We start from the raw sequence: 24364 nt of genomic DNA on the forward strand, positions 1-24364 counted from the left end.
GCCCCGCGGCAATTCACCAGCTGCCCGTCTTCTTGAACTCGGCGATGCCGGCCTTGAAGGTCGCTTCGATGTCGCTGTTCCAGTCGCCCGTGTCGACGATCTTGCTCACCAGCTCCGCATGGTTCTGGTGGAAGAACGCGTGCAGGCCCTTTTCGAAGGCGAGGATCTTGTTGACCGGCAGGTCATCCAGGTAGCCCTTCTCGGCCGCATACACCGACAGCGCCAGTTCCGCGATCGACAGCGGCGAGTACTGGTTCTGCTTCATCAGTTCGGTGACGCGCTGGCCGCGTTCGAGCTGGGCGCGGGTGGCGGCGTCCAGGTCGGAGGCAAACTGGGCGAAGGCGGCGAGTTCGCGGAACTGCGCCAGCGCCAGCTTCACGCCGCCGGACAGCTTCTTCACGATCTTGGTCTGGGCGGCGCCGCCGACGCGGGACACCGAGATGCCGGCGTTGACGGCCGGACGGATACCGGCGTTGAACAGGTCGGTTTCGAGGAAGATCTGGCCGTCGGTGATCGAGATCACGTTGGTCGGCACGAACGCGGACACGTCGCCGGCCTGCGTCTCGATGATCGGCAGCGCGGTCAGCGAACCGGTCTTGCCCTTCACTTCGCCATTGGTGAACTTCTCTACATATTCCTCGGACACGCGGGAAGCGCGTTCCAGCAGGCGCGAGTGGAGATAGAACACGTCGCCCGGATACGCTTCGCGGCCCGGCGGACGGCGCAGCAGCAGCGAGATCTGGCGGTACGCCACGGCCTGCTTGGACAGGTCGTCATAGATGATCAGGGCGTCCTGGCCGCGGTCGCGGAAGTATTCGCCCATGGCGCAGCCGGAATACGGCGCGATGTACTGCAGCGCGGCCGATTCGGAGGCCGAGGCGGCGACGACGATGGTGTGGTCCAGCGCGCCGTTTTCTTCCAGCTTGCGCACGACGTTGGCAATCGAGCTCTGCTTCTGGCCGATGGCGACGTAGATGCACTTAATGCCGGTGCTCTTCTGGTTGATGATCGCGTCGATGGCCAGGGCGGTCTTGCCGGTCTGGCGGTCGCCGATGATCAGCTCGCGCTGGCCGCGGCCGATCGGGATCATCGAGTCGACCGACTTGTAGCCGGTCTGCACGGGTTCGTCGACCGATTTGCGCCAGATCACGCCCGGGGCGACTTTTTCGATCGCCGAGAGAACCTTGGCGTTGAGCGGACCCTTGCCGTCGATCGGGTTGCCCAGCGCGTCGACGACGCGGCCGAGCAGTTCCGGACCGGTCGGTACTTCGAGGATGCGGCCGGTGGTCTTGACTGTGTCGCCTTCACGCAGGTGCTGGTACTCGCCCAGAACCACGGCGCCGACCGAGTCGCGCTCGAGGTTCAGCGCCAGGGCGAAGGAGTTGCCCGGCAGCTCGATCATTTCGCCCGACATCACGTCGGCGAGACCATGGATGCGCACGATACCGTCGGCCACCGAGGTGATGGTGCCTTCGTTGCGCGCTTCGGCCGTGGCCTGGAACTGCTGGATGCGGCTCTTGATGAGCTCGCTGACTTCGGACGGGTTGAGCGTGGTTTGCATGGGTTTTCTCGCTTGAGGCGGACCGCAGGGTCCGCCGGCATGACGACAAGTTTTTAGTTAGCCAGGGATTGCGCGAGGCGTTCCAGGCGACCGCGCACCGAACCGTCGATGACCGTGTCGCCGGCATCGATGATCGCTCCGCCGATGACGGCCTCGTCGATCACGCTGCTCAGCTCGATCTGGCGGCCGAAACGCTTGGCCAGTGCGGCCTTGAGTGCCTCGGCCTGGGCGGCTTCCAGCGCGACCGCAGCCCGCACGGTGACCTTCAGCACGCCGTCGTCGGCGCGCTTGAGCGCGGCGAAGCCGTCGGCGACGTCGGCCAGGATGGGCAGACGGCGGTTGGCGGCCAGGGTGGCGACGAAATTGGCGAAGGCCGAATCGGCTTTCTCGCCCTGAGGCAGAAACAGGCCGATCAGCTTCTCGCCGCCGAAGGCGGGATTGCCGATCAGGGTCTGCACCTGCGCGTCACGGGCGACGCTCGCGGCGAACTGGAGCTTGCTCGACCATTCGGCCAGCGCGTTGGACTCGCGCGCCAGGTCGAACGCGGCGCGGGCATACGGACGGGCAAGGCTTTCGGCGCTGCTCATGGTCAGATCTCTTTGGCCAGGGCGTCGAGCAGGTCGCGGTGGCGGGCCTGGTCGATCTCGCGCTTGAGGATCTTCTCCGCACCGGAAACGGCCAGCGCGGCGACCTGCTGACGCAGGACTTCACGGGCCTGGTGCGACAGCGATTCGATCTCGGCCTGGGCGGCTGCCTTCTGGCGGGCGCCTTCGGTGACCGCATCGACCTTGGCTTTGTCGACGATCTGGTTGTACTGCTGGTTGGCGCGGTCGACGATCTGGGTCGCTTCCTCGCGGGCCTTGCGGATCTCGTCGGCGACGCGGGAATCGGCGTCCTTGAGTTCCTGGCGGGCACGCTCGGCGGCGGCGAGGCCGTCGGCTATGGTTTTCTGGCGCGACTCGATGGCCGCGTTCAGCGGCGGCCAGATGAACTTCATCGTGAACCAGACAAGGATCCCGAACGAGATCATCTGGCCGAAGAAGGTCAAGTTGATATTCATCGTATGACTCCTCAGGCGATCGCTACTGGCACGCCGTGACGGCGTGACTGGTGCGGACCGCGCGGTCGGCAGACCGCGCGGCCTTGCGGGCGATTCGCGCTATTACTTCGGCAGCGCGCTGAGCAGCGGGTTGGCGAAGCCGAAGAACAGGGCGACGGCCAGACCGATGATGAATGCTGCGTCGATCAGGCCGGCCAGCAGGAACATGCGGCCCTGCAGCATCGGCACGAGTTCCGGCTGACGGGCGGCCGATTCCAGGAACTTGGAACCCATGATCGCGATGCCCAGGCAGGCGCCCAGGGCGCCCAGGCCGATGATGATGCCGATGGCGATGGCGGTCAGGCCCTGAATGTTGGCGATGAATTCCATGGTGAATCTCCTCAAGAAGTCAGAAACGAATAGTCAGGAACGAAAGGGATGCAGCGACAAAACGGATCAGTGGCTCTCGCGGGCGCCGGCGATGTAGACGACTGTGAGAATCATGAAGATGAAGGCCTGCAGCAGGATGATCAGGATGTGGAAGATCGCCCAGGCCGTGTTGGCGATGATGCCCGGCACGAAGGTGACCCAACCTGCGAGCAGACCTGCGATCAGCATGAAGACCAGCTCGCCGCCGTACATGTTGCCGAACAGTCGCATGGCGAGCGAAACCGGCTTGACCAGCCACTCGATGATGTTCATGAAGAGATTGACCGGCGCCAGCACGAAGGCCATGGGGCCGTGTGCATGGAAGGGTGCAGTGAGCAGCTCCTTGCCGAAGCCGAAGCCGCCCTTGGCGGAAATGGCGTGGCCGATCAGGATGAAGAACACCGACACCGACAGGGCGAAGGTGGTGTTGAGGTCCGCGGTGGGGACCATGCGGAAATAGGTGTGATGGGCGACTTCGTGGCCGGCGGTGGTCTGTACCAGCCAGCCGGGGAGGTCGAGCGGGATCAGGTCCATGGTGTTCATGAACACGATCCACATGAAGATGGTCAGGGCCAGCGGGGTGACCGTGCGGCGGTCGCCGTGGAAGGTGTCCTTGACCTGGCCGTCGATGAACTCGACGATGATTTCTACAAAGGCTTGGCCTTTGCTCGGTACGCCTGCCGTGGCTTTGCGTGCCTTCAGGCCGAACCACAGCACGAACAGCAGGCCCAGCGCGAGGGAAACGGCCCAGGTATCCAGATGGAAACCCGTACCGAACGTGACCACGTTGTGGGTCAAGTGGTGGGCGATGTATTCGTTCAGACCGCCTGTCGCTGCCTCGGTGCTCACAAGAACTCCACTAATCCTTGAACCGCAACCCTGCCAGGTGTACCAGCAGAGCCGCCGTGAAACCCGTGATCACCGCCAGGGGCGGCAATCGCCAAACGCCGAGCAGGCCAATCAGCCCGCCAACCAGTAAAACCCACTTCAACAGCGTGCCGAGCAGCAATCCCCAGAACGCCATCGGACCGCTGATTGCATCGCCGCGGAACATGCGCGCGGCGAGCAGGGTAGTTCCCAGCGCCACCAGCATGCCGCCCGCTAGGGCGCCTGTCGCCGGACGCCATCCCTGCGCCAGAAACAGTAATGCCATCAGAAGGGAAACTCCCGCCTGGGCGAACACGATCCGAGTGGCCAGTCGCCGGCCGGCGGCGATGGAATTTCTCACTGGGATTGCCCTGACGGTTGCCCGGAACTACGCCCGTGCGGGGCGCAAACCGGTCACTAAGCAGCGGGATTATATCAGCCGGTTTTGACGCGTCGCAACCAAAAAGGCGGCATTTTCCGCCCCGCGCCGGACCGCGATCAGGGACTCAGGGCGAAGCGGCAGAACAGGTTCCAGACCAGTACGAAATGGCCGGCGTCGTACTCGTGTCCGCCCCCGTGCAGGTAGAAACCGAGGGTATCGTCGGTGACCCAGCCGGCGCTCTCGAAGCGCGGTGGATCGTCGATGGCGTTGAGCGGCGGCAGGGTCATGGGGTCGTTGGCGCCGAGCACGATGTAGAGCGGCAGCTTGCGCGCCTGGGTGTCGAGGAGGTTCTGGCACTGGGCCTCGCTATCGCCTGAGCAGGCCAGGGAAAACAGGCGCCCGGCGCTGACGGCATACGCCGCCAGGTGGTTCTCGTCATAGGCGCTGACCGGGCCGTTGACAAGCAGGTCGTGGGCGACATGGCCGCCAGCGGAAAAGCCCCAGAGCTGGGTGCGCGCGCCGTCGATGTTGTAGGCGCTGCGCAGGTCGGCCATGACCGCGGCCAGGAAGGTGTAGTCGTTGTTGCCACCGACCGCTCCGCTGACCCAGGAGCCGTTCGGACCATTCGCAACCGGCGCGGCGACGATGAAACCGCGCGTGACTGCGACACTTTGCCACGCATTGCGTACATCCTGGGCGTAGACGTCGGCGTTGGCCGGGCTGCCGGCCGTGCCGTGCAAGGTGACTACCAGCGGCGTCGCGTAGGCCGGGTTGTAGCCGGGCGGAATGTAGAGATGGATCTTCTGCGTGCCGCTGCCCAGCGGCAGGTTCAGGGTGCGCACCTGTACGCCGGGATAGGCGCCTCCGCTGCCCAGGCTGGGCGCGCGAGGCACCCATTCGTTGGCCTGCAGGCCACTGCGGAAAATGCGGTCGTTGCTGGCGTTGCAGGCCCAATTGGGCAGGCGTACGGTGCTGGCCGCCTGTGCGCCGGCAGCGAGGCCCAGGGCGAATGCGAACAGGAAGGTGCGTATAACGGTCATGAAGGCCAGCGCCCGGCTTCTACGGAAATGAAGTATGGGCTCGCGCAGGCCGCACAATGGCGACGCGGTTCCGCCGTCGCGTGTGAACGATTTCGCAAACAGGCCGGCTGCCTGGCCGCGCGGTTGCTGCTCAAATCGGCCGCTCGGCATAATCGCCAAACTCGCCGTCAAATGGGCAAATTGCGCAGCATGGGCAAGACTAGCGACCTGTATGTCGAAGTGCCAGCAGGCCAGTTCCTGTTTCGCGAAGGCGATTCCGGCGCGGAGATGTACATCATTGAATCAGGCAGCATCGCGATCCTGCGTGCCGTCCGCGGCAGCGAGCCGCTGGCCGTGCTGGAGCCCGGCGACTTCCTCGGCGAGATGGCCATACTCGAAGACCAGCCGCGATTCGCTTCGGCCCAGGCGCGCGCAGACAGCCGGCTGCTGCGCATCGAGCGCGCCGCCTTCGCCGAACTGCTCCGGCAAAATGTGGAAATCGCTGTGCGCATCATGCGCAAGCTGGCGCTGCGCCAGCGCCGCGCCGAACTGCGCGTCGGCGAATTGCAACAGGAATTGAAGCAGCTGCGTGCGGGGTCGCCAGCGCCGCCGGTACCGGTTGCGCCTGCCGCGGCGCCAGTTCAGGCGGTACCAGTAGCGCCGGCCGCGGCGCCGGTTCAGGCAGCACTGCCGGTGGCGGCGTCTGTCGCCGCGGCACCGGTATTGGCCGTGGTGCCGGAGCCGATAGCGGCACCGCCCCCTGTCGTTGCCAGCCGCGTCGTTGCAGATATCGCGGCCGCTGCGCCGGCGCCGGTAATTCCCGTTGTTTCCCCGCCGGCGGCTCCTGCGATGCCGCCGGCTGCCGCGGGTCTGGCGCTGGTACATGCGGCCAGCGGGCAGCGTTTCGTATTGGAGCCGGGCCGCGCTGAGTTTCTGGTCGGCCGCGTCGATCCGGTTACCGGTATTACGCCGGAGATCAATCTCGGGCCTTTGGATACGGCGCGCAGCCTGAGTCGCCGACATGCCAAGCTGTTGCGTCAGGGCGCCTTGCTGTTCCTGCGCGAAGAAGTGGGCACGGCCAACGGCACGTTCCTCAACGGTCAGCGCCTCGCTACCGGCGCGGCGGTGCCGGTCAAGCCCGGCGACAGTCTGCGCTTCGGTACTATCGAAATCGTATTGGCCGCGCTATGAAGCGCGACAGGGAGGATGTATGAGCAACGAACGCATTGCCGCGCTGGAAGCCATCGACGTCACTGCCGTGGATGCGCTGAAAAAGCTCAAGGCGGAACAGGATGTTCTGGCCGAGCGCCTGGCGCAGCTGGAAGGGCGCCGCAGCGGTGTGGCCGAGCCGGTCTACCTGCGTGTGCGCCGAGACTACGAGACGCGCAGCAGCGAGCTGGAGCAGCAATCGGCGCCGCTGAGGCAAGCGGCGCGGACTCAGTTCAGCCTGCTCGCCAGCCTGCTCGACCGCTACACGGGCGATCACGAGGCGATCACGCTGGACCGCCAGGAAATCGAACTGCGTCATCAGCTGGGCGAGTTCGACAAGGACGAGTTCGACAAGCGCATCGCCGCGCTGGAAGCCGAGCTCGACGCGCGTAGCGAGGCGCTGCAGCGGGCCAAAGACCTGAAAACGCGCTTTCTCGATGCCTTCCATTCCGAAGCTGAATTGCAGGCCGTGGCAACGCCGGCTGCGGTCGCTGCCCCCGTCGCTGCGCCGCCGGCCGAACCGCCAGCCGCGGCAGCGACGCCGGTACCTGCCAGTGCGCCGACCGTGCCCGGCGGTTTCCGCACGCTGGAGACTGACCTCGCCAGCGATCAGACCCAGGTGTTCTCGACCATGCCGCCGATGCCACCGCCGCCGGCCGCGGCGGCTACCGTAGCCGCAGCGACGGTGACGCCGCCGGCGGGCAAGCCGCCACGTGCGCCGAGCGAAACCCAGATCATGTCGGTGCTGGATATTCCCCTGCCGGCGCGCAACAACGGCGCGCCCGCGGCGGCTTCTGGTGCGACTGTGGTCGTGCGGGCGGCGCGGCTGGTGCCGCAGAATCCGGAGGCCGGAAAGAACAGCATCGTGCTCAGTCTGAATTCGGTCAGCATCGGCGCCGACGGCAGTAACGAAGTGCGCGTCGGCGGTCCGGGTGTCGACGGCAAGCACGCCCAGCTCAGCGTGAGCATGGCCGGCTATACCGTGGTCGATCTCGGATCGCCGCACGGTACGCGGGTGAATGCGGAGAAAATCCGCGAGCGCCTGTTGCGCGATCAGGACGTGATCCAGATCGGGGCTGCGCGCTGGGTGTTCCGCGAGGGCTGAAGCCGTGGCGATCGAACTGGCTTGCGGGCAGCAGGGGCAGGTGCACATCGTGGCACTGGGCGGACGCTTGGATGCCGACGGTGCTGTAGACCTGGAGCTGGGCCTGCAGGAGCTCGAATCCCAGGGGGCGCTGCACTTCGTCATCGATGTTGCCGGGTTGATCTATGCGTCGAGTGCCGGCCTCAAGGCCTTGAGCGGATTGGCCGAACGCACGGCCAAGGTGAGGGGCTCGGTGCGCCTCGCGGCGGTTCCGGCCAAGCTGCAAGCGGTTCTGCGCGAAGGCCTGGCGCAACAGATTCCCACATTTGCCGACCGCACGGCGGCGCTGGCTGCGCACCCAGCCGCCAGTGTCGATCAGGCCCTGTTGCAGGCAGCTACCCGGCTGCTCGGTGCGGGCCGTATCGTGCCCGCTGGCGGCGAAGCGACTGAGTTGGGCCTGGCTGCGGCGCGTCTGCTCGAGGTCAAGGTTGCGCCGGGCCAGCCTGAAGTACCAAAGCAACCGCGTGCGCCGACGCCTTTGCCACCGTCGCGCGAGCCCGAACGCGATCCGGAGCCCGACGACGGTTTGGGTGGCAAGCTGCGGCGCTTGCTGGGTCCAAAATAAGCTCACGCTTCCGGCTGACGGGCTGCATGGTCCATAGTGGACCGTACTTTCCCGAATCCTGAGGAGCCGGCTGCATGACCTTTGCCTTGTGGTGTGTTCTGGCCGCGGCGTTGCTGCCGCTGGTATTCACGGCGATCGCCAAATACGGCCACGAGGCCGGAATTCACCGTCTCAACAAAAAACCGCGCGTATTCCAGGCCGAGCTGACCGGTTATCGGGCGCGGGCGCACTGGGCTCATCTGAATTCGATCGAGGCGTTTCCGCCGTTTGCTGCGGCAGTGTTGACTGCCCAGTTCGTGCATGCCCCGCAGGGACGCATCGATCTGCTGGCCGCCTTGTTCATTGTGTTGCGGCTGGTCTATGCCGGCTTTTACCTGGCCGACAAAGCGCCGTTGCGCAGCCTGAGCTGGGCGCTTGCGCTGCTCTGCGTGATTGGACTGTTCGTTGTTGCCGGGGTCGGCAGCTAGGCCGTACTTGTGGCGCGCGCACAAAGAAAAAGACCGGATGACTTGCGTCATCCGGTCCAAAGCGGCGCTACGACTACGGGGAGGGGGAGGGTCGCCGTAGCGCGGCTTGATGCTCGTTTTACTTGACGGCCGCGGTAGCGGCCTTCTTGAACGAATCTACGTTGGTCTTGATGGTTTCGTTGGTGGCAACGAAATTGGTCTTGGCCAGTTCGCCCAGCGCTTCGCTGGTCTTGACGTTGATACCGAAAACTTCCTGGCTGGTAGCGTAGGCCTTCTCGGCCGATTCCTTGGCCAGGGTCACGCCTTTCGGCCAGATGGCCTTGAGGCCGTCGAAGTCACGGACTTCCAGCGCTTCGGTCACGAAAGCGGCAGTGGCGTTAGCGCGGCTTTCGATGGCCTTGAGCTGCAGTTCGGCGATCTTTTCGAAGCTCTGCAGGGCGAGGCCCTGGACCTTGAACGCGGCTTCGGCAAAGCTCTTGCTGAAAGCCAGCACCTGGTTGTTGTACTGCTCGATCATTTGCTTGCCCTCGTAAGGTGGGTGGGGATGACGGAGCGAACTTTAGATCAAGTTTTGTTGCAGTGCAACAGGAATTTATGAAAAATTTCAGATGAGCTCGTCAGAAATCAATATCTTCTTTGATTTTATTGGAAATAAATTTCCGACCGCAATCTGCCGCGCCGCGTCATTCGCCGCCCATTTTGGTCATTAGGGTCTCGCGGAACTCGCGAGGCGCCTTGTCACCAAGCCAGATAGACAGCAGCGCGGTGTTGAATTCGACGCCGGCGAGCTGGCCGGCCGGCTTGTCGTCCACAAAAATACGCATGCCGGCATCGGGAATGTAGTCAAACAGGATGACCTGCCCGTTACGGGCGGCGCCAAAGACATCCACGAAGCGTTCAACGCCGCTCTTGATGCGGGCAAGCTTTTCCGGGCCGGCACTCTCGGCGAAGGCTTTGCGCCAGTAGTCATCCACGTGTCCGGCATCCAGTGCCGGAATGTCCCAGATAAGAGTGATCCGGTAGGGGCTCAGGCCCGACAGCAGTTGGTCGGTGTTGCGAACCGACGCCGGCAGATACAGGGCGGCGGTATAGAACGGCACGAAATTGCGGTCGAGCACGGCGGCACCGGAAAGGCGCAAATTGCTGCCCACGCCGGGAACGGTAATGCGCTCGGCGAACTCATGTCCGCCTACGGCGGCCGCATTGACGGTCGGGACGAGCAGCAGCAACAACAGGGCACGCAGAACGAACATGCCGGGACACCCGTCAGGAAATGCCGCGATCTTAGCGGCTTCCGTCGTTGCTGGGGCCGCTATAGCTGCAACCTGAGGTACAGGTCTCATGAATTACGATGCGGCTGAGCAGCGGCAGGCCAGGCTTCAGCGCGCGCCAGATCCAGGCAGCGAGATTCTCGCTGGTCGGATTCTCCAGTCCCGGCACTTCATTGAGGTAATGATGGTCCAGTGCATCGAAGATCGGGGCGAACGCTTGCTTGATCTCGGCAAAGTCCATAACCCAGCCCCACTGCGGATCGACAGGTCCCGATACATGGACTTCGATACGGAAAGAGTGGCCGTGCAGGCGCGAACACTTGTGTCCGACCGGAACCTGGGGAAGGCGGTGCGCCGCTTCGATCTGGAAAATCTTGAACAGATCCATCGGCGTCGCTGCCAGGACTGCACCGGTCGGTGCAGCCTCAAGAATAAAATGGTGGCTAGAGGCGGGATCGAACCGCCGACCTCAGCATTATGAGTGCCGCGCTCTGACCGGCTGAGCTACCTAGCCACGTGGGCAAAACTGCCCTGCAGAAGGGCGGGGATTGTAGCCCCCGGCAGCCCGCTGTCAAGCTGCATGACTCCATCCCGCCTTGCTGGTCGCGCACGCGCTGTGGAAGAATCCTTGCCAGCACGCATTTCTGGAGTCGGCCGGTGATCGATCCCGATGGCTACAGGCCCAATGTCGGCATTGTCCTTTTACGGGATGATGGCCGTCTGTTCTGGGCCCGCCGCATCAATCGCGATGGCTGGCAGTTTCCGCAGGGCGGCATGCGCAGCGATGAAACGCCGCTGGAAGCGATGTACCGCGAGCTGGAAGAAGAAACTGGTTTGTTTCCCGAGCATGTCGAAGTATTGGCAGCGACGCCGGGTTGGCTACGCTACCGTCTGCCACGGCGTTACCTGCGTCGCAACGAGCGGCCGGTCTGTATCGGCCAGAAGCAGGTCTGGTTCCTGCTGCGTTTCCTGGGCGAAGAATGTCACCTGCGCCTGGATGCGAATGAAAAGCCGGAATTCGATATTTGGCGCTGGGTCGATTTCTGGTACCCGGCGCAGAACGTCGTCATGTTCAAGCGCCAGGTCTACGAGCGTGCACTGCGCCAGTTTGCACCCATGGTCGAGACGGCTTGCTGTGTAAGGCTGGGCGGCCTGCCGGCGGGGGCCGACGTGCAGCGGCCGCTGGTGCTCGCCGAGGTCGGCTGAGTTCAATCGGGTGCGGCAGGCCGACTTCTGCACCCAATCGGAAACTTGTTGACACTCATTCTCATTTGCAGTCCAATAGCCGCCATTGGAGGACTGCATTGCATGTACGTCTGCATCTGTAACGGCGTCACCGACACCACTATCCGCAAGGCTGCCGCCGAAGGCGTGGCCACGCTGTCCGAGTTGACCATGCGCACGGGTTGCGCCGGTAGCTGCGGCGCCTGTGCCGATTTCGCCGAACAGGTGCTGCGTGAAGCTCTGCCGCGCAACGCGCGAGCGTTCAGCGTGCAAGTGCTCGCAGCAGCCTAGTAACGTCGCTTGGTTCGCGCTCCGGCGCACCCGCCTGGTTTTTCCCCCAATTTCTGGCGCTGCAGTTTGCCGAGGCTGGCGCCATAGCCTGTTCCTGCTTCGGTGTGCGCTCCGTTGCTGAATCCCCTCGCTTGCCTCTCGGCCATCCTTCCCGGTCGCTTCGGGGGCAAATGCGTTGCAACTGGCTTTCGATTCTGAAGCTCTGAGTTCAATGGGTGGCCAAGCGTGCAATGCAAAGGGCAGGCGGCGGGTGCCGAACAAGAGCCACGCAATCGACAGTTGTTCGGACTTCCTTCGAAGCAGTACAAACTGCATCCAATTCGCATTCCCTCGTGGCATCTCGGCTAGCGGTATAGTCGCCGCCGATTCCACATCGGAGCATGCGCCATGAAGGGCGATCCCAAAGTCATCGAGCATCTGAACAAGGCGCTCTACAACGAACTCACCGCGATCAACCAGTATTTCCTGCATGCTCGCATGTTCAAGAACTGGGGCTTCAAGGAACTCGCCGATCACGAGTACAAGGAATCGATCGACGAGATGAAGCATGCTGACAAACTGATCGAGCGCATCCTGTTCCTCGAAGGGCTGCCCAACCTGCAGAACCTGGGCAAGATCATGATTGGCGAAACGCCGCGCGAATGCCTGGAATGCGATCTGAAGCTGGAGTACGCCGCGGTGCCTGACCTGCGTGCGGCGATAGCCCAGTCCGAGATCAGCAGCGACTACATCAGCCGCGAATTGTTCGAGCACATTCTCGAGTCCGAGGAAGAGCATATCGACTGGCTGGAGACCCAGCTGAATCTGATGACCCAGCTCGGCGAAGCCAGCTATCTGCAGAAGAAGATCGGTAGCTGATTGCTCGATCTGTGCGTGTAGGCGGCGGCTGGCAAAACGACACGACCAAAGGCGGGGCAGCGCAAGCAGCCCCGCCTTTGTTTTGTGCGGCCTGATCAGGCTCCGCTGCGGACCAGCAAGTTGCGCAATTCAGCTGAGACGCGACCGTACTCGCGCACCAGCTCACGTACCAGGTTCGCCGGATTGACCAAGGTGCCGGCGCGCGCCTCATGTTCGATGCGCTTGGCGATTTCGGCCAGGGTCATGGCGCCCAGGTTGGCGCTGGTCGACTTGAGCGAATGCGATGGCGCGATCAGTCCGCTGGGATCGTTGCGCGCGGCAGCGCTTTCGAGCAGGGCCAGATTCTTGGGCGTGTCCTCGAGATAGACGCCGACCAGCTCGGTGAACTCCTCGCCCATTACATCGAGCAGGTCACGCACGATTTCCTGGTCCAGTGCGGCACCGTCGCGTATACCCTGGGGATCGGCCTGGACCAGATTGTCGCCCAGGGCAACGGCCGGACCTGTAGCCATCGCCGCAAGTGCAGCTATGGCCGGAGTCGGTACAGCTCGCGCTGAAACCGCTCCTGTCTCGGCCGGGGTGCGGCTTTGCGCCTGCTTGGGCAGCCATTTGCGCAAGGTGGTCTCGAGCAGGCCGCGATTCATCGGTTTGGACAGGTATTCGTCCATGCCGGCAGCCAGGCATTTCTCACGGTCGCCGGCCATGGCATTGGCCGTCATGGCAATGATGGGGATGCGCCCCTGGCGCGTTTCGGCTTCGCGGCTGCGGCGGATGCGGGTGGCGGTATAGCCGTCCATGACTGGCATCTGGCAATCCATCAAGACCAGATCGAACGCGCTCGCATCGAGCTTTTCCAACGCCTCCTTGCCGTTCTCGGCCAATTCCAGGCTCAAGCCCAGCAAGCTCAGAATGCGTTGCGCCACCTGGCGGTTGACGGGATTGTCCTCGACCAGCAGTACGTGACCGCGTAGCGGCGTGGCCGCGGTTGCGGGCGCGGCGATGTGTATGCCCGGGTCCGGCATTTCCTCGGCTGCGGCCGCAAGCTCCTCCCGCACGTTGCCTTGCTGCACGCCGAGCAGAACATTCAGCGCGCGCCGCAGATCCGCATCGGCATAGCCGTTGGCTACCACGGTGGCGCGGTTTTCCTGGCGCAGTTCCGCAGCGATGTCCTCGTTGCCGGCAAGAAAGGCGATGCGCACACCGGTCAGTGCCGGCTCGCGCAATACGTTGCGTAACAGTGCCACCGGATTGCCACGCATGCTTGCCAGATCGACGATGAGTACTTCCACTGCCCAGTTATCGCCCATCTGTGCGGCACTGCGCAGCTTGGCCAGCGCTTCGGCGGCGACATTGGTAGTGGTGAGCGGCATGCCCCAGCTGGACAGATAGCCGCTGATGCGCCGCTGCGCAGCAGCATCGTCGACAACGAGCAGGGCGCGGCTGCCGGAAAGGTCGGTGCGTGCGCCCGGTCCGTCGCCGACGGCCTTGAGGAAGGGCACGCTGAACCAGAAGGTCGAGCCCCGGCCCAGCTCGGACTTGACCCCGATCTTGCCGCCCATCAGATCCACGATGCGCTTGCAGATGACCAGGCCCAGGCCGGTACCACCGTGAATGCGTGTGGTCGAGGCATCGGCCTGGGAGAACGGGAGGAACAGCTTTTCGGCTGATTCCGGTGCAATGCCGACGCCGCTGTCCTGCACCTGGAACATGATGTCGTTATGGGTGCGCGTCTCGCCGCGTCGCGATACGCGGACCGACACGCTACCGCGTTCGGTGAACTTGATCGCGTTGCTGACCAGGTTGGTCAGCACCTGGCGCAGACGCACCGGATCGCCGCGTACGGCCAGCCGCACGGCCGGGTCGATACTGATGGAGAAGGCCAGGCCTTTGCCTTCTGCATTTTTCTCCATCAGCCGCTTCACGGCATCCAGCACTTCGCGCAGGTTGATGCCGACGGCTTCCAGTTCCAGCTTGTTGGCCTCGATCTTGGAATAGTCGAGGATGTCGTCGACGATGCGCAGCAGCTCGCGCGCCGAGCGGTAAGCGGTGAGCAGATAATCGCGCTGATCGGCGGCGAGCTTGGTCGACAGCACGATGTCGAGCAGGGGAATCACGCCGTTGAGCGGCGTGCGGATTTCGTGGCTCATGGTGGCCAGAAACTCGCTCTTGGCCATCATCGCGGCCTCGGCGTCGTGCTTGGCCTTGATCAGTTCCTGTTGCACCTGGCGCAGTTCGTCGACCTCGGCCTGCAGCGCTGGCGATTCCGTCGAGGTATGTGTCGCTGCAGTGGCGGGCAGTCGTGCGGTTGCTGCTGGCGGCGCGGCAGCGGGCACATCGGCGCGAGTGCCGGCGGCGAAGAACAGCAGCAGGCCGCCGGCCAGCAGCAGCGGCGACATCCAGTAGTTGTGCGGTGGCGAAACCAGGATCAGGCCGACCAAACTGGCACTGACGACGACGGCCAGGCCGCCCCAGCGCATCGCCCCGGCGAGTCGATTCCCATCCCCCATCGTCGTCCCTCTCTGCGGCGCGAAGCGTAGCGGCCTTGATCCTGCGAAGCTGTATCGGTGGCGCGGTCCGCCGTGGTGGTCAGCCGGCGGCGGCGCGGAAATCGTAATCGAGATTCTGCGCTTCATGCTGGACAAAGTTGCCCTGGATGAAGTCCACACCGACCGTCCACAAGGTGGCTGCGCTCTGCGCATCCTCGATGCGCGGCGCGATTACCTTGCGGCCGTGTTCATGGGCCGAGTGCACCAGCCTGCGCAGTTCGTCGCGCATGCGCGGGCTGCGGTCGGCAATGCATTCGGGAGCCAGCTTGATGAAGTCGATCTGCAGGTGCTCGACCGCGCTCTGCACATTCTCGCCCGGCGTCGCGCCCGACAGGCAGACGCCTATTCCGATCTGGTGCACGGCTGCCGCGAAACCGCTGATCGCATCGCGGTCGGCAGGCTGCTGTGGCAGGCGCAGTTCCAGTACCAGCCGATTGCCGTGGATGCGCCGGGTTTCCAGCTGCTGGCGCAGCCAGCCGATGCGGGAGGAGTCGGCCGCCGCGCTGAACGACTGGCTGACGAACAGTCGTACCGAGCGTCCCTGTCGCGCGCGCTCGGAAATTACCATGAGGCAGCGGCTGAGTACCCAGCGATCGATGTCGTCGATGAGCCCGGCCTGTTCGGCCAGCGGCACGATATGGCTGGCGGTTAGCAGCTTGCCGTCGTCGCCGTGCAGACGCAGCAGGGCCTGGAATTGCTCGTCGGTTTCGTTCTCGTCGTCGCTGGACAGCGACGCGATGGGCTGGAATACAAGGTGGAAGCCGTCGCTACGCAAGGCATTGCGGATGTTTTCGAGCAAGGCCGCATCGCCGCTGGCCTTGGGCGCGAACACGCCGATGCTCTGGGCAGCACCCGCCGTGCTTGTGCTGTCGTGCTCGGGTTTGCGCGACTCGCTCATGGCGCGCTCGGCCGCGTTGAGCATGGAGCCCGCATCGCCCAGATTGGCCGCGAACGGACAGATGCCTATGCTCAGGCGCACGCTGTAGCTCTGTCCGTCCACGTCGAACTGCTCGCGCGCAACGCGATCGGCCAGTCCACCGCTGCTTGCGGCAAGTTCGTCGGCGCTGCGGTCCGGGCTCAGTACGATGAAGCTGGTGTCGCCGAAGCGCGTGACCAGTTCGCCGGCGTCCAGATGCCCGGCGAGGAAGGCGCCGATCTGGCCGAGCAGCTTGTCGAAGCCGATCAGGCCGACCTGCTCGCGCACGTTGGTCGCGTCGTCCAGTTCGACGAAGAGCAGGCCGCCGCGCTGTGCAATGTTCTCGTCGGCGGCAAGCTTGGCGTTGATGCGATCGAGCACGTGGGCGCGTTCGTACATGCCAGTGATCGGGTCGCGCGGGTTCTGGTTCTGCGCGCGACGGCGGATATGGCGGGCGCGGCGCAGGCGGTTGGTCACCGCGGAAATCAGGTGCTTGGGCCGTATCGGCTTGGACAGGAAATCGTCGCCGCCGGCATTGAGTGCCTCGAAGTGCTTGTCGGTGTCGCTTTCGCCGGACAGGAACACGATGGGCGTGGAAACGAAGGCCTCGCGCTCGCGGATGATCGCGGTCAGTTCCATGCCCGAGCATCCGGGCATGTACAGATCCATCAGGATCAGGTCGGGATTGAACTGGTCGATGTCGCCGAGTACGGCCAGCGGGTCGGTGACCATGGTGGTGATCATGCCGGCCTTGCGCAGGATCGACTCGGCGAACATCGCCTGAGAGCGATCGTCCTCGACAATCATGATGCGATACGGGTCGCTCTGGTCCGACTCGGTCAGCTCGGCGATGCGCGCCATCACGTCGGCGGTATTGGCGGGCAACGGAATGAAGGCGTCGGCTCCGGCACGCATGGCGCGCAGGCGCACGTCGAGCTCGGCCTGTTCCGACAGCGCCAGCAGGGCGACGCGGTGACTGCTGCGCGTACGCGCCGACTTCAAGGCCTCGCCCAGCTGGTCCAGTGCATCGAGGAAGTGGGCGTCGACCACGACCAGGTGCGGCGGGAAGGTGCGGATCATCTCGATCAGCTCTTCCATGTGATCGAGCAGCGACAACTCGTAGCCCGACAGCTCCAGCTTCTGGTCGATTTCGCAGGCGAACGTGCTGCCGTCGGTGAGGTGATAGACCTTGCGTGCGTTCGCCGCGGGTTTCACGGTGGTAGCGGCGCTGCTGCTGTCGGCGCTGCCTGCGGCCGGCGCTGTGGCGGCAGTCGGCACGGTTGCGGCCACGCTGTTTGCGCCCGCATCGGCGTCGGCAACGGCAACGCGGATCGGTACGACGTTACTGCTCGAGGCAGTTACTACTTCGGGGAAGCGCTTCCAGTAGTCCGCCGGTGGCATCAGTTGCAGCGGATAGCCGTTTTCGCTGCGGTCGAGGTCGGCCGCGCTGACAAGCAGTCGATTGTCGACGACCGGTGTGGCGGCATTGCGTGCGCTGGCGATCTCCCGTACCTGTTCGAACAGATCGCCGACCAGGCTGGATACCTGCGGTTCGGGAATGCGTACCTGTTCCAGGCAGTCGGACAAGGCTGATTCGATCGCGAACAGTTTCTCGGCCAGGTCGAGCAGGCCATAGCGTCCGCTGGCTCCAGCCAGTGTCTGTACTTCGCGGAAGATCAGACTCAGGCTGTTGATGTCCCAGCCGTCCCGCGCCTGACGCAAGCCCCGTCGGGTCAGCGTATCCAGACGCTTGGGCAGATGCCGCAGAAAGGCTTGGCGCAGTTCCGCGTTCTGCTGGGAGTCGTCCTGCTTATGCATAGGCGAGACCCGCTTCCATCGTGAATGGATCGAATATAGCACGCGCCCTCAGGCCACCCGGCCGGGCGCTGGCGCGGCGTGGACAAGTTTGCACTTGAGGCAAATGCTGCGCCCGGTGCTGCAGCGACTGCCTTCTCCGTAGCCCCGCCTGGCGGGCTCGCTTCAGAACGGCTTGACGATCACCAGGATTGCGATGCCGAGGGCAAGCACTGCCGGTACCTCGTTGAACAGGCGCAGCCAGCGTGGCGAACGCCGGCAGCTGTCGCTGGCGAATTGCCGCGTAAGGCGGCCGAGGTGGCCGTGGTAGGCGTACAGGGCGAATACCAGCACGAGCTTGGCATGGAGCCAGTGGTTGCTCTTCATGTACCCCGGCACGTGATAGATCCACCAGCCCAGCGTGGCCAGGCCGAACAGCAAGGTCAGCGCGGCGCCGACATTGGTCATCATGAACAGCCGGCGCTCCATCACCTTGAAGCGGTCGCGTACGACCTGTTCGGTGGCTTCCTGGTGATAGACGAACAATCGCGGCAGGTAGAGCAGGCCGGCAAACCAGCTGATGACAGCGAAGACATGAAAGGCTTTGAGCCAGAGCATGGGTGACGGTAGCGGCGAAGGGGGCCGGCAGTATAGCTGCCGCTGTGCAGACCAGCCTTAGGTGCCGCGGCAGATCGCGTAAGTCGCCAGGCGGGCGCTACCGTCGAAGCCCGCCATCCGCAAAAAGCCTTCTGTCGAAGCAAGCTCCGGCTCCCACCAACGGCAGTCGGCCTGGTATCGCGTATCGCTATCTTGCCGACCGCTGCCTGCGTCGGCCCAGGTCGGCTTGACCGCGCCGGGGTGGGGGGCTATAAGGCCGGCACTCTCCTTTTTCCCGCGATGAGTCCGCTTTCCGCTGCCGGGGGGGCGTTCCGGTCTTTTCCCCTATGGCGCGCGCGTTCCCGCAATTTGTCTTGCAGCATCACGATCCGCGCGCCGCGCGGCGTCGTCTGTTGCTGTTGATCGTGCTATGGCTGGTCAGCCTGGCGCTGGCGGCGCTGGCGGCCTGGTATTTCACCCAGACACCGCGCAGCGGGCCGGATCCGGCCGAATTCGAGCGCCAGCGCGGCGAGAACGAAACCCTGAAGCAGCGCGTAGCGGTGCTTGAGCGTGCCGATCAGGTCGACAAGGTGGCCAGCTCCGATCTGCAGCAGACCTTGCGCGAGCGCGAAGAAGAAATCGCCGGCCTGCGGACTGACCTGGCTTTCTACAGCCGCCTGGTTGGCGGTGGTGCGCGGCGCGAAGGCCTGGCGGTGCATTCGGTGCACGTGGCGCCGGTCAAGGATTCGCGCGCCTGGAATGTCGTCGTCACCCTGACCCAGAATATGAAGCGCTCCCAGTCCAGTGAAGGCCGGGTGCAGCTGACTGTCGAAGGCGTTTCCGACGGCAAGCTGAAAAGCCTCAGCTGGAACGATCTGGCCGGCGCGAACAATGACGGCCTGGGCTTTTCCTTCAAGTATTTCCAGCGTGTGTCGGGCACGGTATTGCTGCCCGACGGTTTTTCGCCGAATCGCATCAAGGTGGTTGCCGAGGCTACGGGTGGCGGCGGCCGAGTCGAACAGGGATTTGCCTGGAACGAAGCCCAGGCGGCCGAGGAGATCAGCAATGTTCAGTAGCAAGAAAAACAACGGCAGCAGTGGCGGCAGCAGCAAGCCGACGCAGGGCCTGACCACCCTGATCGCGCCGGGTACGGCGATCCGCGGCGACGTGAACTTCAGCGGCGCCATGTACATCCAGGGCCGCATCGAAGGCACGCTGAGCGCCGAAGGCGACAATGCCAGTCTGACGCTCAGTGACGAAGGCTGCGTGATTGGCGAGATCCATGCCCCGCGCGTGGTGCTCAACGGCCAGGTCAAGGGCGACGTGCACGCGAGCGAGCGGCTGGAACTGGCCGAAGCGGCGCGCATCGAAGGCAATATCTACTACAAGGTGCTGGAAATGGCTGCCGGTGCCCAGATCAATGGCAAGATGGTGCACCAGTCGGAACCGCCCAAGCGTTTGCCGGCACCCGCGACTGCAGCGGCCGAGCCGGCTTGATAGACGCCGGCGCCGCCCCGATTTCATCGTCTCTCCGGCCCAGTACCGTCCTCATGAGCGAAACCCCGAGCTACCAGACCGCGCTGGACCAGCCTTTGATCTTCAGCGATGCGGCCGCGCACAAGGTGCGCGAGCTGATCAGCGAGGAAGGCAATCCGCAGCTCAAGCTACGTGTCGCCATCAGCGGCGGCGGCTGTTCCGGCTTCCAGTACGGTTTCAGCTTCGACGAGGAGCGTACCGAGGACGACCTGGCTATCGACAACGGCGGCGTCACCCTGGTGGTCGATCCCCTGTCCCTGCAATACCTGATGGGCGCGGAGATCGACTACACCGAGTCGCTGACCGGCGCGCAGTTCGTCATTCGCAATCCAAACGCGAAGACGACCTGCGGCTGCGGCTCTTCGTTTACCGTTTGAGGCGCGCTTGAGCGCCAGTCTGCGCAGCCGCGCCAACGTCTTCGCCGCGCTGGCGCTGGAACGCGAGGCGGAGCGTCGCGACGACACTGATTGGATCGGCGCACGCCGCGCCGAAGCCGCCACACGCTATATCGTGGTCGGCCCCGACGGACGCGGCCTCGTTGGAGCCGACCGCGGCGGCCTGCGTCATTTTCATGACAGCGAACGCCTGCTGCACTGGCCGCAGGCGGCCGTGAGTTTCCTCGGCTCTACCGCGCAGGCGAATTTCTTCGTCATTGCCGCCGACGCGGCGACGCCGGAAGTGCCAGCGCCGGAAGCAAAATGGATGGATCTGCGCGCCGCCGGCCTAGCCTTGCCGGCCTTCGATGCTGGCCTGTTCGCTTATGCGCGCGCCTTGCTGTTCTGGCAGAGCCGGGTGCGCTTCTGCGGCGCCTGCGGCCATGCGACGAGCCTGGTGTCTTCCGGCCACAAGGCGGTCTGCAGCAATCCGACCTGCAAGCTGGAACATTTTCCGCGCACCGATCCGGCCATCATCGTCATCGTCGGCTGGCGCGACGCCTGCCTGCTCGGACGCCAGCCCAGCTGGCCCGAAGGCCGCTGGTCGACCCTGGCCGGCTTCGTCGAGCCGGGCGAGTCGCTGGAGGACGCGGTGCGTCGCGAAGTGTTCGAAGAAGCCGGTGTCGCGGTCGACGAGAGCGACTATCACTCGTCCCAGCCCTGGCCGTTTCCTGCCTCGCTGATGCTGGGTTTCTCGGCGCGGGCTTCCGATCCGGCCATCCGCGTCGGCGCCGAGCTGGCCGAGGCGCGCTGGTTCGAAGTCGACGACATCGTGCGCGGTCTGGCCGATCGCAGCCTGGTGCTGCCGCCGCCGCTGTCGGTGTCGTACCGCCTGATCGAGCACTGGCTGCGCGAGACCGGCGGCCTGGAATTGTCGACGCTGATGAACGACGAGCCCTGGCAAAAGCCGCGCGCCGGTTGATGCGGCGCGACTGACGCGGGCGCTGACCGTTCGCTTTCGTATCGATTGACCCTGCGGTTCGATGTCCCTGCGGGCTGCCTGGCCGAATCGCCGCGCCGGCGCTTGCGCCCGCTACAATCGGGCCAACTTCGCCGCTGCCTGTGCCATGGCCATACACCTGATCGCTGTTCTTGTCGTCTTCGCCCTGGCCCAGGGGTTGCCCGATCTGTCGCGCCTGCGCGACTTCAGCCGCCTGCGTGTCTGGCTTGGCGTACTGACCCGGGTCGGCGGCAGCGCGCGCAGCGTGCTTGGAATACTTGTACCGGTTTTGCTTTGTTTACTGATACAGCTGGGCCTGCGCGGATTCCTGTTCGGCCTGCTGTCCTTCGCCTTCGCTGTTTGCGTGCTCTGGTTCAGCTGGGGACCGCGCGATCTGTCCGAAGATGTCGACGGCGTGATCAAGGCACCGGACAGCGAGCGCCGCATCGCCGCGGCACAGCTGCTGCGTCCGGACGGACAGGAAGCGCCGTTGCCATTCGAGGCGCCGGCCCTGGTCGATGCCACCTTCCAGTCGGCGCTGAAACGCTGGTTCGGCGTGCTGTTCTGGTTTCTGCTGCTGGGCCCCTGCGGCGCGCTGCTGTATCGCCTGACCCAGCTGCTGGCCTGGTCACCCGGCCTGGCCGAGGTGCAGAGCAGCGAAGGGCGCCAGTTCGCCCGCCGCGTCGGCCTGCTGCTGGATTGGGCGCCGGCGCACCTGATGGCACTGGCACTGGCGGTGGCCTCGGATTTCGATGCGGTTTTCCACACCTGGAAAAATTGGCACAGCCGCATGGGCAAGGGCTATCTGAGCCTGGACCTGGGTTTTCTTTCCGCCATCGCCCGCGCCAGCGTCGATGCCGATGTGATCGCCGGCGACGGCTATGCCGAGGACATCAACGACCCCATCGTCGAGCTGGCCGATGCGCGCCATCTGCTGGCGCGCGTACTGATCGTCTGGCTGGCGGTGACCGGATTGCTGGTGCTGGGCGGCTGGGTGTAGCCGGGTAGGATCCGTCGCGGAAGCGGCCGCGCCCTAGCGCCGTTCCTCGCCGCCGTTGCGGAAGATCAGATCGACCTGCTTGTCGCGCCAGCGTGCCAGCAGCTGGCGCAGTGCCGTGGCAGTTGCCGTCGAGGCCGGTGCTGACGGCGTCGCCTGGTTCTGCTGGTTCACGCCGTGGCAGCCGTCGCAGGCGCGAATTTCCCCGGGCTGGAAGCTGATCCAGTAGCGTTCGCGCACCACCGGCGTGCCGCCGGGCGAGGTGGAATGCCAGGCTAGCGCGCGTTGCGCCGGCACGTACATCGCCACCGAGCCGTCCGCGGCGATGGCGCTGCTGCCGGCCGGGCCGGCGGGGTTGGGTGCATTGGCCAGCAGGGTAGGCTGGTCGTGCAGGGTCTGCGCCAGTACGCGCCGGCCGCTGTCGGGCGTGGCGACGCCGCCCAGGCTGCGGATCTGGTCGCCCTGGAAGAACTGCATATGCGCGATGTCGTAGACCTGGCCGCCGCCGCTGGCGACTGTCTGCGTGCCGCCGGGAACGCGCAGATTGAACGGCTGCTGCTTGTCGGCGCGGTCGCGCGTGGTGGCGTTGCGCACCACGATCAGTGCCAGGCCGTTGCTGCGCAGATACTGGCGAAACGCCGCAATATCCACATTTTCTGCAGTGAACGCGGCCTGTTCCGGCGGCTGCAGCTGGAAGGCGGTGGACGGCGGCACGCTGCGCGCGCGCACTTCCACGGGCGACAGCTCCCACATCGGGCCGTTGTAGCTGACTTCCACGTCCGGGTCCCAGTAGCTCACGCTCTTGGTGATGGGATTGGCGTTGAGATTTGCGCCGGCCACGTAATAACCGCCCGGCCCTGCCACCAGTTGCTTGAGACGGAACTGGTAGCGTGGCTGCGGGTTGGCGCGCGTGCCGTCGTTGCCGGCGCCGCGCCACTGCGTGGTGTGCGCCGCGATCAGGCTGCCGTCGCTGAGTGGCAGCGGGTTGCGGAAGTGGCCGGTGAAATCCGCCGGCGGCGGCAACGCGTCGGTACCGAAGTTGACGTTCACGCGCGGGTTGAGCCAGGTCGCTGCGACGTTGGCCGCATTGGTGCTGGGCGGTGCGTCGATGCGCAGCAGCTGGCCTGAGGCATGGGTATAGAACTCCGGCGCGTCGATGCCGTAGTAGCGGCCCGGCACGGTCGGGTCTTCGCGTATCTGCAGGAAATTCAGGATGCGGTTGCCGCCGCCACTGAATTCGGCCATGGCCGGGTCATTGAAGCTGCGGTTGAAATAGCTGTGCAGTTCATGCCGGCCGACATGGTTCAGTGTTTCTTCTTCGCTGCCGTCCTGGTTGATCATCCAGGGGAAGAAGTGGTTGATGGTATAGCCGTAGACACCGGAGCCCGGCACTTCGATACGCGGCTCGGGGAAGACTTCGCTGCGGTCCGCCATGGCGACGGCATTGGCTGCCTCGCTGCTCCAGTTGAACGCGCCGTTGGCGTTGTTGGCCGAATCGTTCTGCTGGTCGCGCTGCAAATGGTCCCAGCGCGTGAACAGCAGGCGGCCGAAGCTGTCGACGATGGGATTGAACGCGCCGGATACGGAAACCTGCAGCAGGTCGAGTTTTCCGCTGGACGGCTGCAGCCGCCACAGGCCGGTCGGCGTCGGCGTCGATTCGTATTCGTCCAGTTGTGGATAAAGATGCGCCGCGCCGTTGCGCGTGCGGTCGCTGGCGAACACGATGCTGTTGTCGCTGAGATAGGCCGGATTGATGTTGTTGCGATTAGCCGGCTGGTTGGCCACCTTGGTGACGACCGCGGTCTGGCCCGCACCCAGGCCGGTCACTTCGTACAGCTGCCAGTAAGAGGTATCCCACTGGTACTGCTGCAGCGGCGCGCCGATGACCATGCTGAAGATCGCCTTGCTGCCGTCCCAGGAAACGGCCGGATCGCGCACCGCAATGGCGGCGGCACGCTGCGGGCCGGCATTGCCGAAACCGGCTTCCTGGGTCAGGTTGCGCAGGTCACCGTTGGGATAGCGGATATACAGGTCGCCGCCCCGGCCGACCAGGTTGGTGCCGCCACGGTGGTTGGCGAAGACCGAGCCGATGGTGGCGAAATCGTCGCTGATCGGGAACTGGGTCACGAACAGGATGGGATAGGGCAGTTGCTGTGCCTCGGCGCTGCTCGCGGCCAGCAGGGCGACAACCGCGGCAAGGCCGCAACTCAAGACGCGTTGATGCATGACGGTTCCACTCCCCCGGATGTGCGCGCAGCCTGAGGCAAGCGCAGGCGTC

At 64.6% G+C, this 24364-nt stretch carries 26 protein-coding genes and 1 tRNA gene; 12 read left to right on the forward strand and 15 right to left on the reverse strand.

What is annotated here, in order from left to right:
- Positions 1 to 13: 13 nt before the first annotated feature.
- From atpA to DFR29_RS14350, 7 genes are all read right to left on the reverse strand, one after another.
- Entirely contained in the window at positions 14 to 1561 is a 1548-nt protein-coding gene (atpA, locus tag DFR29_RS14320) for a F0F1 ATP synthase subunit alpha (RefSeq protein ID WP_133819304.1), read from the reverse strand.
- 53 nt (positions 1562 to 1614) lie between these two features.
- Positions 1615 to 2148, reverse strand: coding sequence for a F0F1 ATP synthase subunit delta (locus DFR29_RS14325; protein WP_133819305.1), 534 nt, complete (start codon positions 2146 to 2148; stop codon positions 1615 to 1617).
- 2 nt (positions 2149 to 2150) lie between these two features.
- On the reverse strand, positions 2151 to 2621 hold the full coding sequence (locus DFR29_RS14330; RefSeq protein WP_133819306.1) for a F0F1 ATP synthase subunit B: 471 nt from the start codon (positions 2619 to 2621) through the stop codon (positions 2151 to 2153).
- 102 nt (positions 2622 to 2723) lie between these two features.
- On the reverse strand, positions 2724 to 2990 hold the full coding sequence (gene atpE / locus DFR29_RS14335) for a F0F1 ATP synthase subunit C (RefSeq protein WP_133819307.1): 267 nt from the start codon (positions 2988 to 2990) through the stop codon (positions 2724 to 2726).
- 66 nt (positions 2991 to 3056) lie between these two features.
- The gene (atpB, locus tag DFR29_RS14340; RefSeq protein ID WP_133819308.1) at positions 3057 to 3878 is read right to left on the reverse strand and encodes a F0F1 ATP synthase subunit A; all 822 of its coding nucleotides are present in this window, start codon (positions 3876 to 3878) and stop codon (positions 3057 to 3059) included.
- Positions 3879 to 3888: 10 nt separating this feature from the next.
- Positions 3889 to 4257: an ATP synthase subunit I gene (locus DFR29_RS14345; protein WP_133819309.1), complete on the reverse strand. Its 369-nt coding sequence runs from the start codon at positions 4255 to 4257 to the stop codon at positions 3889 to 3891.
- 137 nt (positions 4258 to 4394) lie between these two features.
- Positions 4395 to 5318, reverse strand: a complete 924-nt coding sequence (locus DFR29_RS14350; RefSeq protein ID WP_166654092.1) for a PHB depolymerase family esterase — start codon at positions 5316 to 5318, stop codon at positions 4395 to 4397.
- Positions 5319 to 5507: 189 nt separating this feature from the next.
- On the opposite strand from DFR29_RS14350, the gene DFR29_RS29200 reads away from it, so the two are divergent.
- The 4 genes from DFR29_RS29200 (at position 5508) to DFR29_RS14375 (ending at position 8682) form a co-directional block, all read left to right on the forward strand.
- Positions 5508 to 6488, forward strand: a complete 981-nt coding sequence (locus tag DFR29_RS29200) for a cyclic nucleotide-binding domain-containing protein (protein ID WP_166654093.1) — start codon at positions 5508 to 5510, stop codon at positions 6486 to 6488.
- Between the two features lie 19 nt (positions 6489 to 6507).
- Positions 6508 to 7611, forward strand: a complete 1104-nt coding sequence (locus DFR29_RS14365) for an FHA domain-containing protein (RefSeq protein WP_133819311.1) — start codon at positions 6508 to 6510, stop codon at positions 7609 to 7611.
- A 4-nt stretch (positions 7612 to 7615) separates the two neighbouring features.
- Entirely contained in the window at positions 7616 to 8215 is a 600-nt protein-coding gene (locus DFR29_RS14370) for an STAS domain-containing protein (RefSeq protein ID WP_166654094.1), read from the forward strand.
- Between the two features lie 74 nt (positions 8216 to 8289).
- Positions 8290 to 8682: an MAPEG family protein gene (locus DFR29_RS14375; protein WP_133819313.1), complete on the forward strand. Its 393-nt coding sequence runs from the start codon at positions 8290 to 8292 to the stop codon at positions 8680 to 8682.
- Between the two features lie 118 nt (positions 8683 to 8800).
- On the opposite strand, the gene DFR29_RS14380 is transcribed toward DFR29_RS14375, so the two are convergent.
- From DFR29_RS14380 to DFR29_RS14395, 4 genes are all read right to left on the reverse strand, one after another.
- Positions 8801 to 9199, reverse strand: a complete 399-nt coding sequence (locus DFR29_RS14380; RefSeq protein WP_133819314.1) for a phasin family protein — start codon at positions 9197 to 9199, stop codon at positions 8801 to 8803.
- 166 nt (positions 9200 to 9365) lie between these two features.
- Positions 9366 to 9935, reverse strand: a complete 570-nt coding sequence (locus DFR29_RS14385) for a chalcone isomerase family protein (RefSeq protein WP_166654095.1) — start codon at positions 9933 to 9935, stop codon at positions 9366 to 9368.
- A 31-nt stretch (positions 9936 to 9966) separates the two neighbouring features.
- Positions 9967 to 10341, reverse strand: coding sequence for a 6-carboxytetrahydropterin synthase QueD (gene queD / locus DFR29_RS14390; RefSeq protein ID WP_133819316.1), 375 nt, complete (start codon positions 10339 to 10341; stop codon positions 9967 to 9969).
- A gap of 49 nt (positions 10342 to 10390) precedes the next feature.
- Positions 10391 to 10467: transfer RNA gene (locus DFR29_RS14395), tRNA-Met, on the reverse strand.
- A 143-nt stretch (positions 10468 to 10610) separates the two neighbouring features.
- On the opposite strand from DFR29_RS14395, the gene DFR29_RS14400 reads away from it, so the two are divergent.
- The 3 genes from DFR29_RS14400 (at position 10611) to bfr (ending at position 12326) form a co-directional block, all read left to right on the forward strand.
- Positions 10611 to 11159: an RNA pyrophosphohydrolase gene (locus DFR29_RS14400; RefSeq protein ID WP_133819317.1), complete on the forward strand. Its 549-nt coding sequence runs from the start codon at positions 10611 to 10613 to the stop codon at positions 11157 to 11159.
- A 102-nt stretch (positions 11160 to 11261) separates the two neighbouring features.
- Entirely contained in the window at positions 11262 to 11468 is a 207-nt protein-coding gene (locus DFR29_RS14405) for a (2Fe-2S)-binding protein (RefSeq protein ID WP_133819318.1), read from the forward strand.
- Between the two features lie 387 nt (positions 11469 to 11855).
- Complete coding sequence (gene bfr / locus DFR29_RS14410) at positions 11856 to 12326, forward strand: bacterioferritin (protein ID WP_133819319.1); 471 nt, start codon at positions 11856 to 11858, stop codon at positions 12324 to 12326.
- Between the two features lie 95 nt (positions 12327 to 12421).
- Here bfr and DFR29_RS14415 read toward each other — a convergent pair whose 3' ends face one another.
- The 3 genes from DFR29_RS14415 to DFR29_RS14425 form a co-directional block, all read right to left on the reverse strand.
- Entirely contained in the window at positions 12422 to 14833 is a 2412-nt protein-coding gene (locus DFR29_RS14415; RefSeq protein ID WP_166654096.1) for an ATP-binding protein, read from the reverse strand.
- A 79-nt stretch (positions 14834 to 14912) separates the two neighbouring features.
- Positions 14913 to 17606 (reverse strand): GGDEF/EAL domain-containing response regulator, encoded by a 2694-nt coding sequence (locus DFR29_RS14420; RefSeq protein ID WP_133819321.1) that lies wholly within the window; start codon positions 17604 to 17606, stop codon positions 14913 to 14915.
- Positions 17607 to 17768: 162 nt separating this feature from the next.
- Complete coding sequence (locus DFR29_RS14425) at positions 17769 to 18200, reverse strand: CopD family protein (RefSeq protein ID WP_133819322.1); 432 nt, start codon at positions 18198 to 18200, stop codon at positions 17769 to 17771.
- 326 nt (positions 18201 to 18526) lie between these two features.
- Between DFR29_RS14425 and DFR29_RS14430 the strand changes: the two genes are divergently transcribed.
- The 5 genes from DFR29_RS14430 to DFR29_RS14450 all read left to right on the forward strand — a co-directional run bounded on the left by DFR29_RS14430 (position 18527) and on the right by DFR29_RS14450 (position 22089).
- Entirely contained in the window at positions 18527 to 19255 is a 729-nt protein-coding gene (locus tag DFR29_RS14430) for a DUF6776 family protein (RefSeq protein ID WP_166654097.1), read from the forward strand.
- Positions 19245 to 19676, forward strand: a complete 432-nt coding sequence (locus DFR29_RS14435) for a bactofilin family protein (RefSeq protein ID WP_133819324.1) — start codon at positions 19245 to 19247, stop codon at positions 19674 to 19676. The genes DFR29_RS14430 and DFR29_RS14435 overlap by 11 nt, the downstream gene beginning before the upstream one ends.
- A 53-nt stretch (positions 19677 to 19729) precedes the next feature.
- The gene (erpA, locus tag DFR29_RS14440; RefSeq protein ID WP_133819325.1) at positions 19730 to 20092 is read left to right on the forward strand and encodes an iron-sulfur cluster insertion protein ErpA; all 363 of its coding nucleotides are present in this window, start codon (positions 19730 to 19732) and stop codon (positions 20090 to 20092) included.
- A gap of 7 nt (positions 20093 to 20099) precedes the next feature.
- A complete protein-coding gene (nudC, locus tag DFR29_RS14445; protein ID WP_133819326.1) occupies positions 20100 to 21071 on the forward strand; it encodes an NAD(+) diphosphatase in 972 nt (323 codons plus the stop codon).
- 145 nt (positions 21072 to 21216) lie between these two features.
- A complete protein-coding gene (locus tag DFR29_RS14450) occupies positions 21217 to 22089 on the forward strand; it encodes a cobalamin biosynthesis protein (RefSeq protein WP_166654098.1) in 873 nt (290 codons plus the stop codon).
- Between the two features lie 33 nt (positions 22090 to 22122).
- Here the strand turns inward: DFR29_RS14450 and DFR29_RS14455 are convergent, their stop codons facing one another.
- The gene (locus tag DFR29_RS14455) at positions 22123 to 24312 is read right to left on the reverse strand and encodes an HzsA-related protein (protein WP_133819328.1); all 2190 of its coding nucleotides are present in this window, start codon (positions 24310 to 24312) and stop codon (positions 22123 to 22125) included.
- Positions 24313 to 24364 lie beyond the last annotated feature (52 nt).

Source organism: Tahibacter aquaticus (assembly GCF_004363655.1).
Classification (GTDB): Bacteria; Pseudomonadota; Gammaproteobacteria; order Xanthomonadales; family Rhodanobacteraceae; genus Tahibacter; species Tahibacter aquaticus.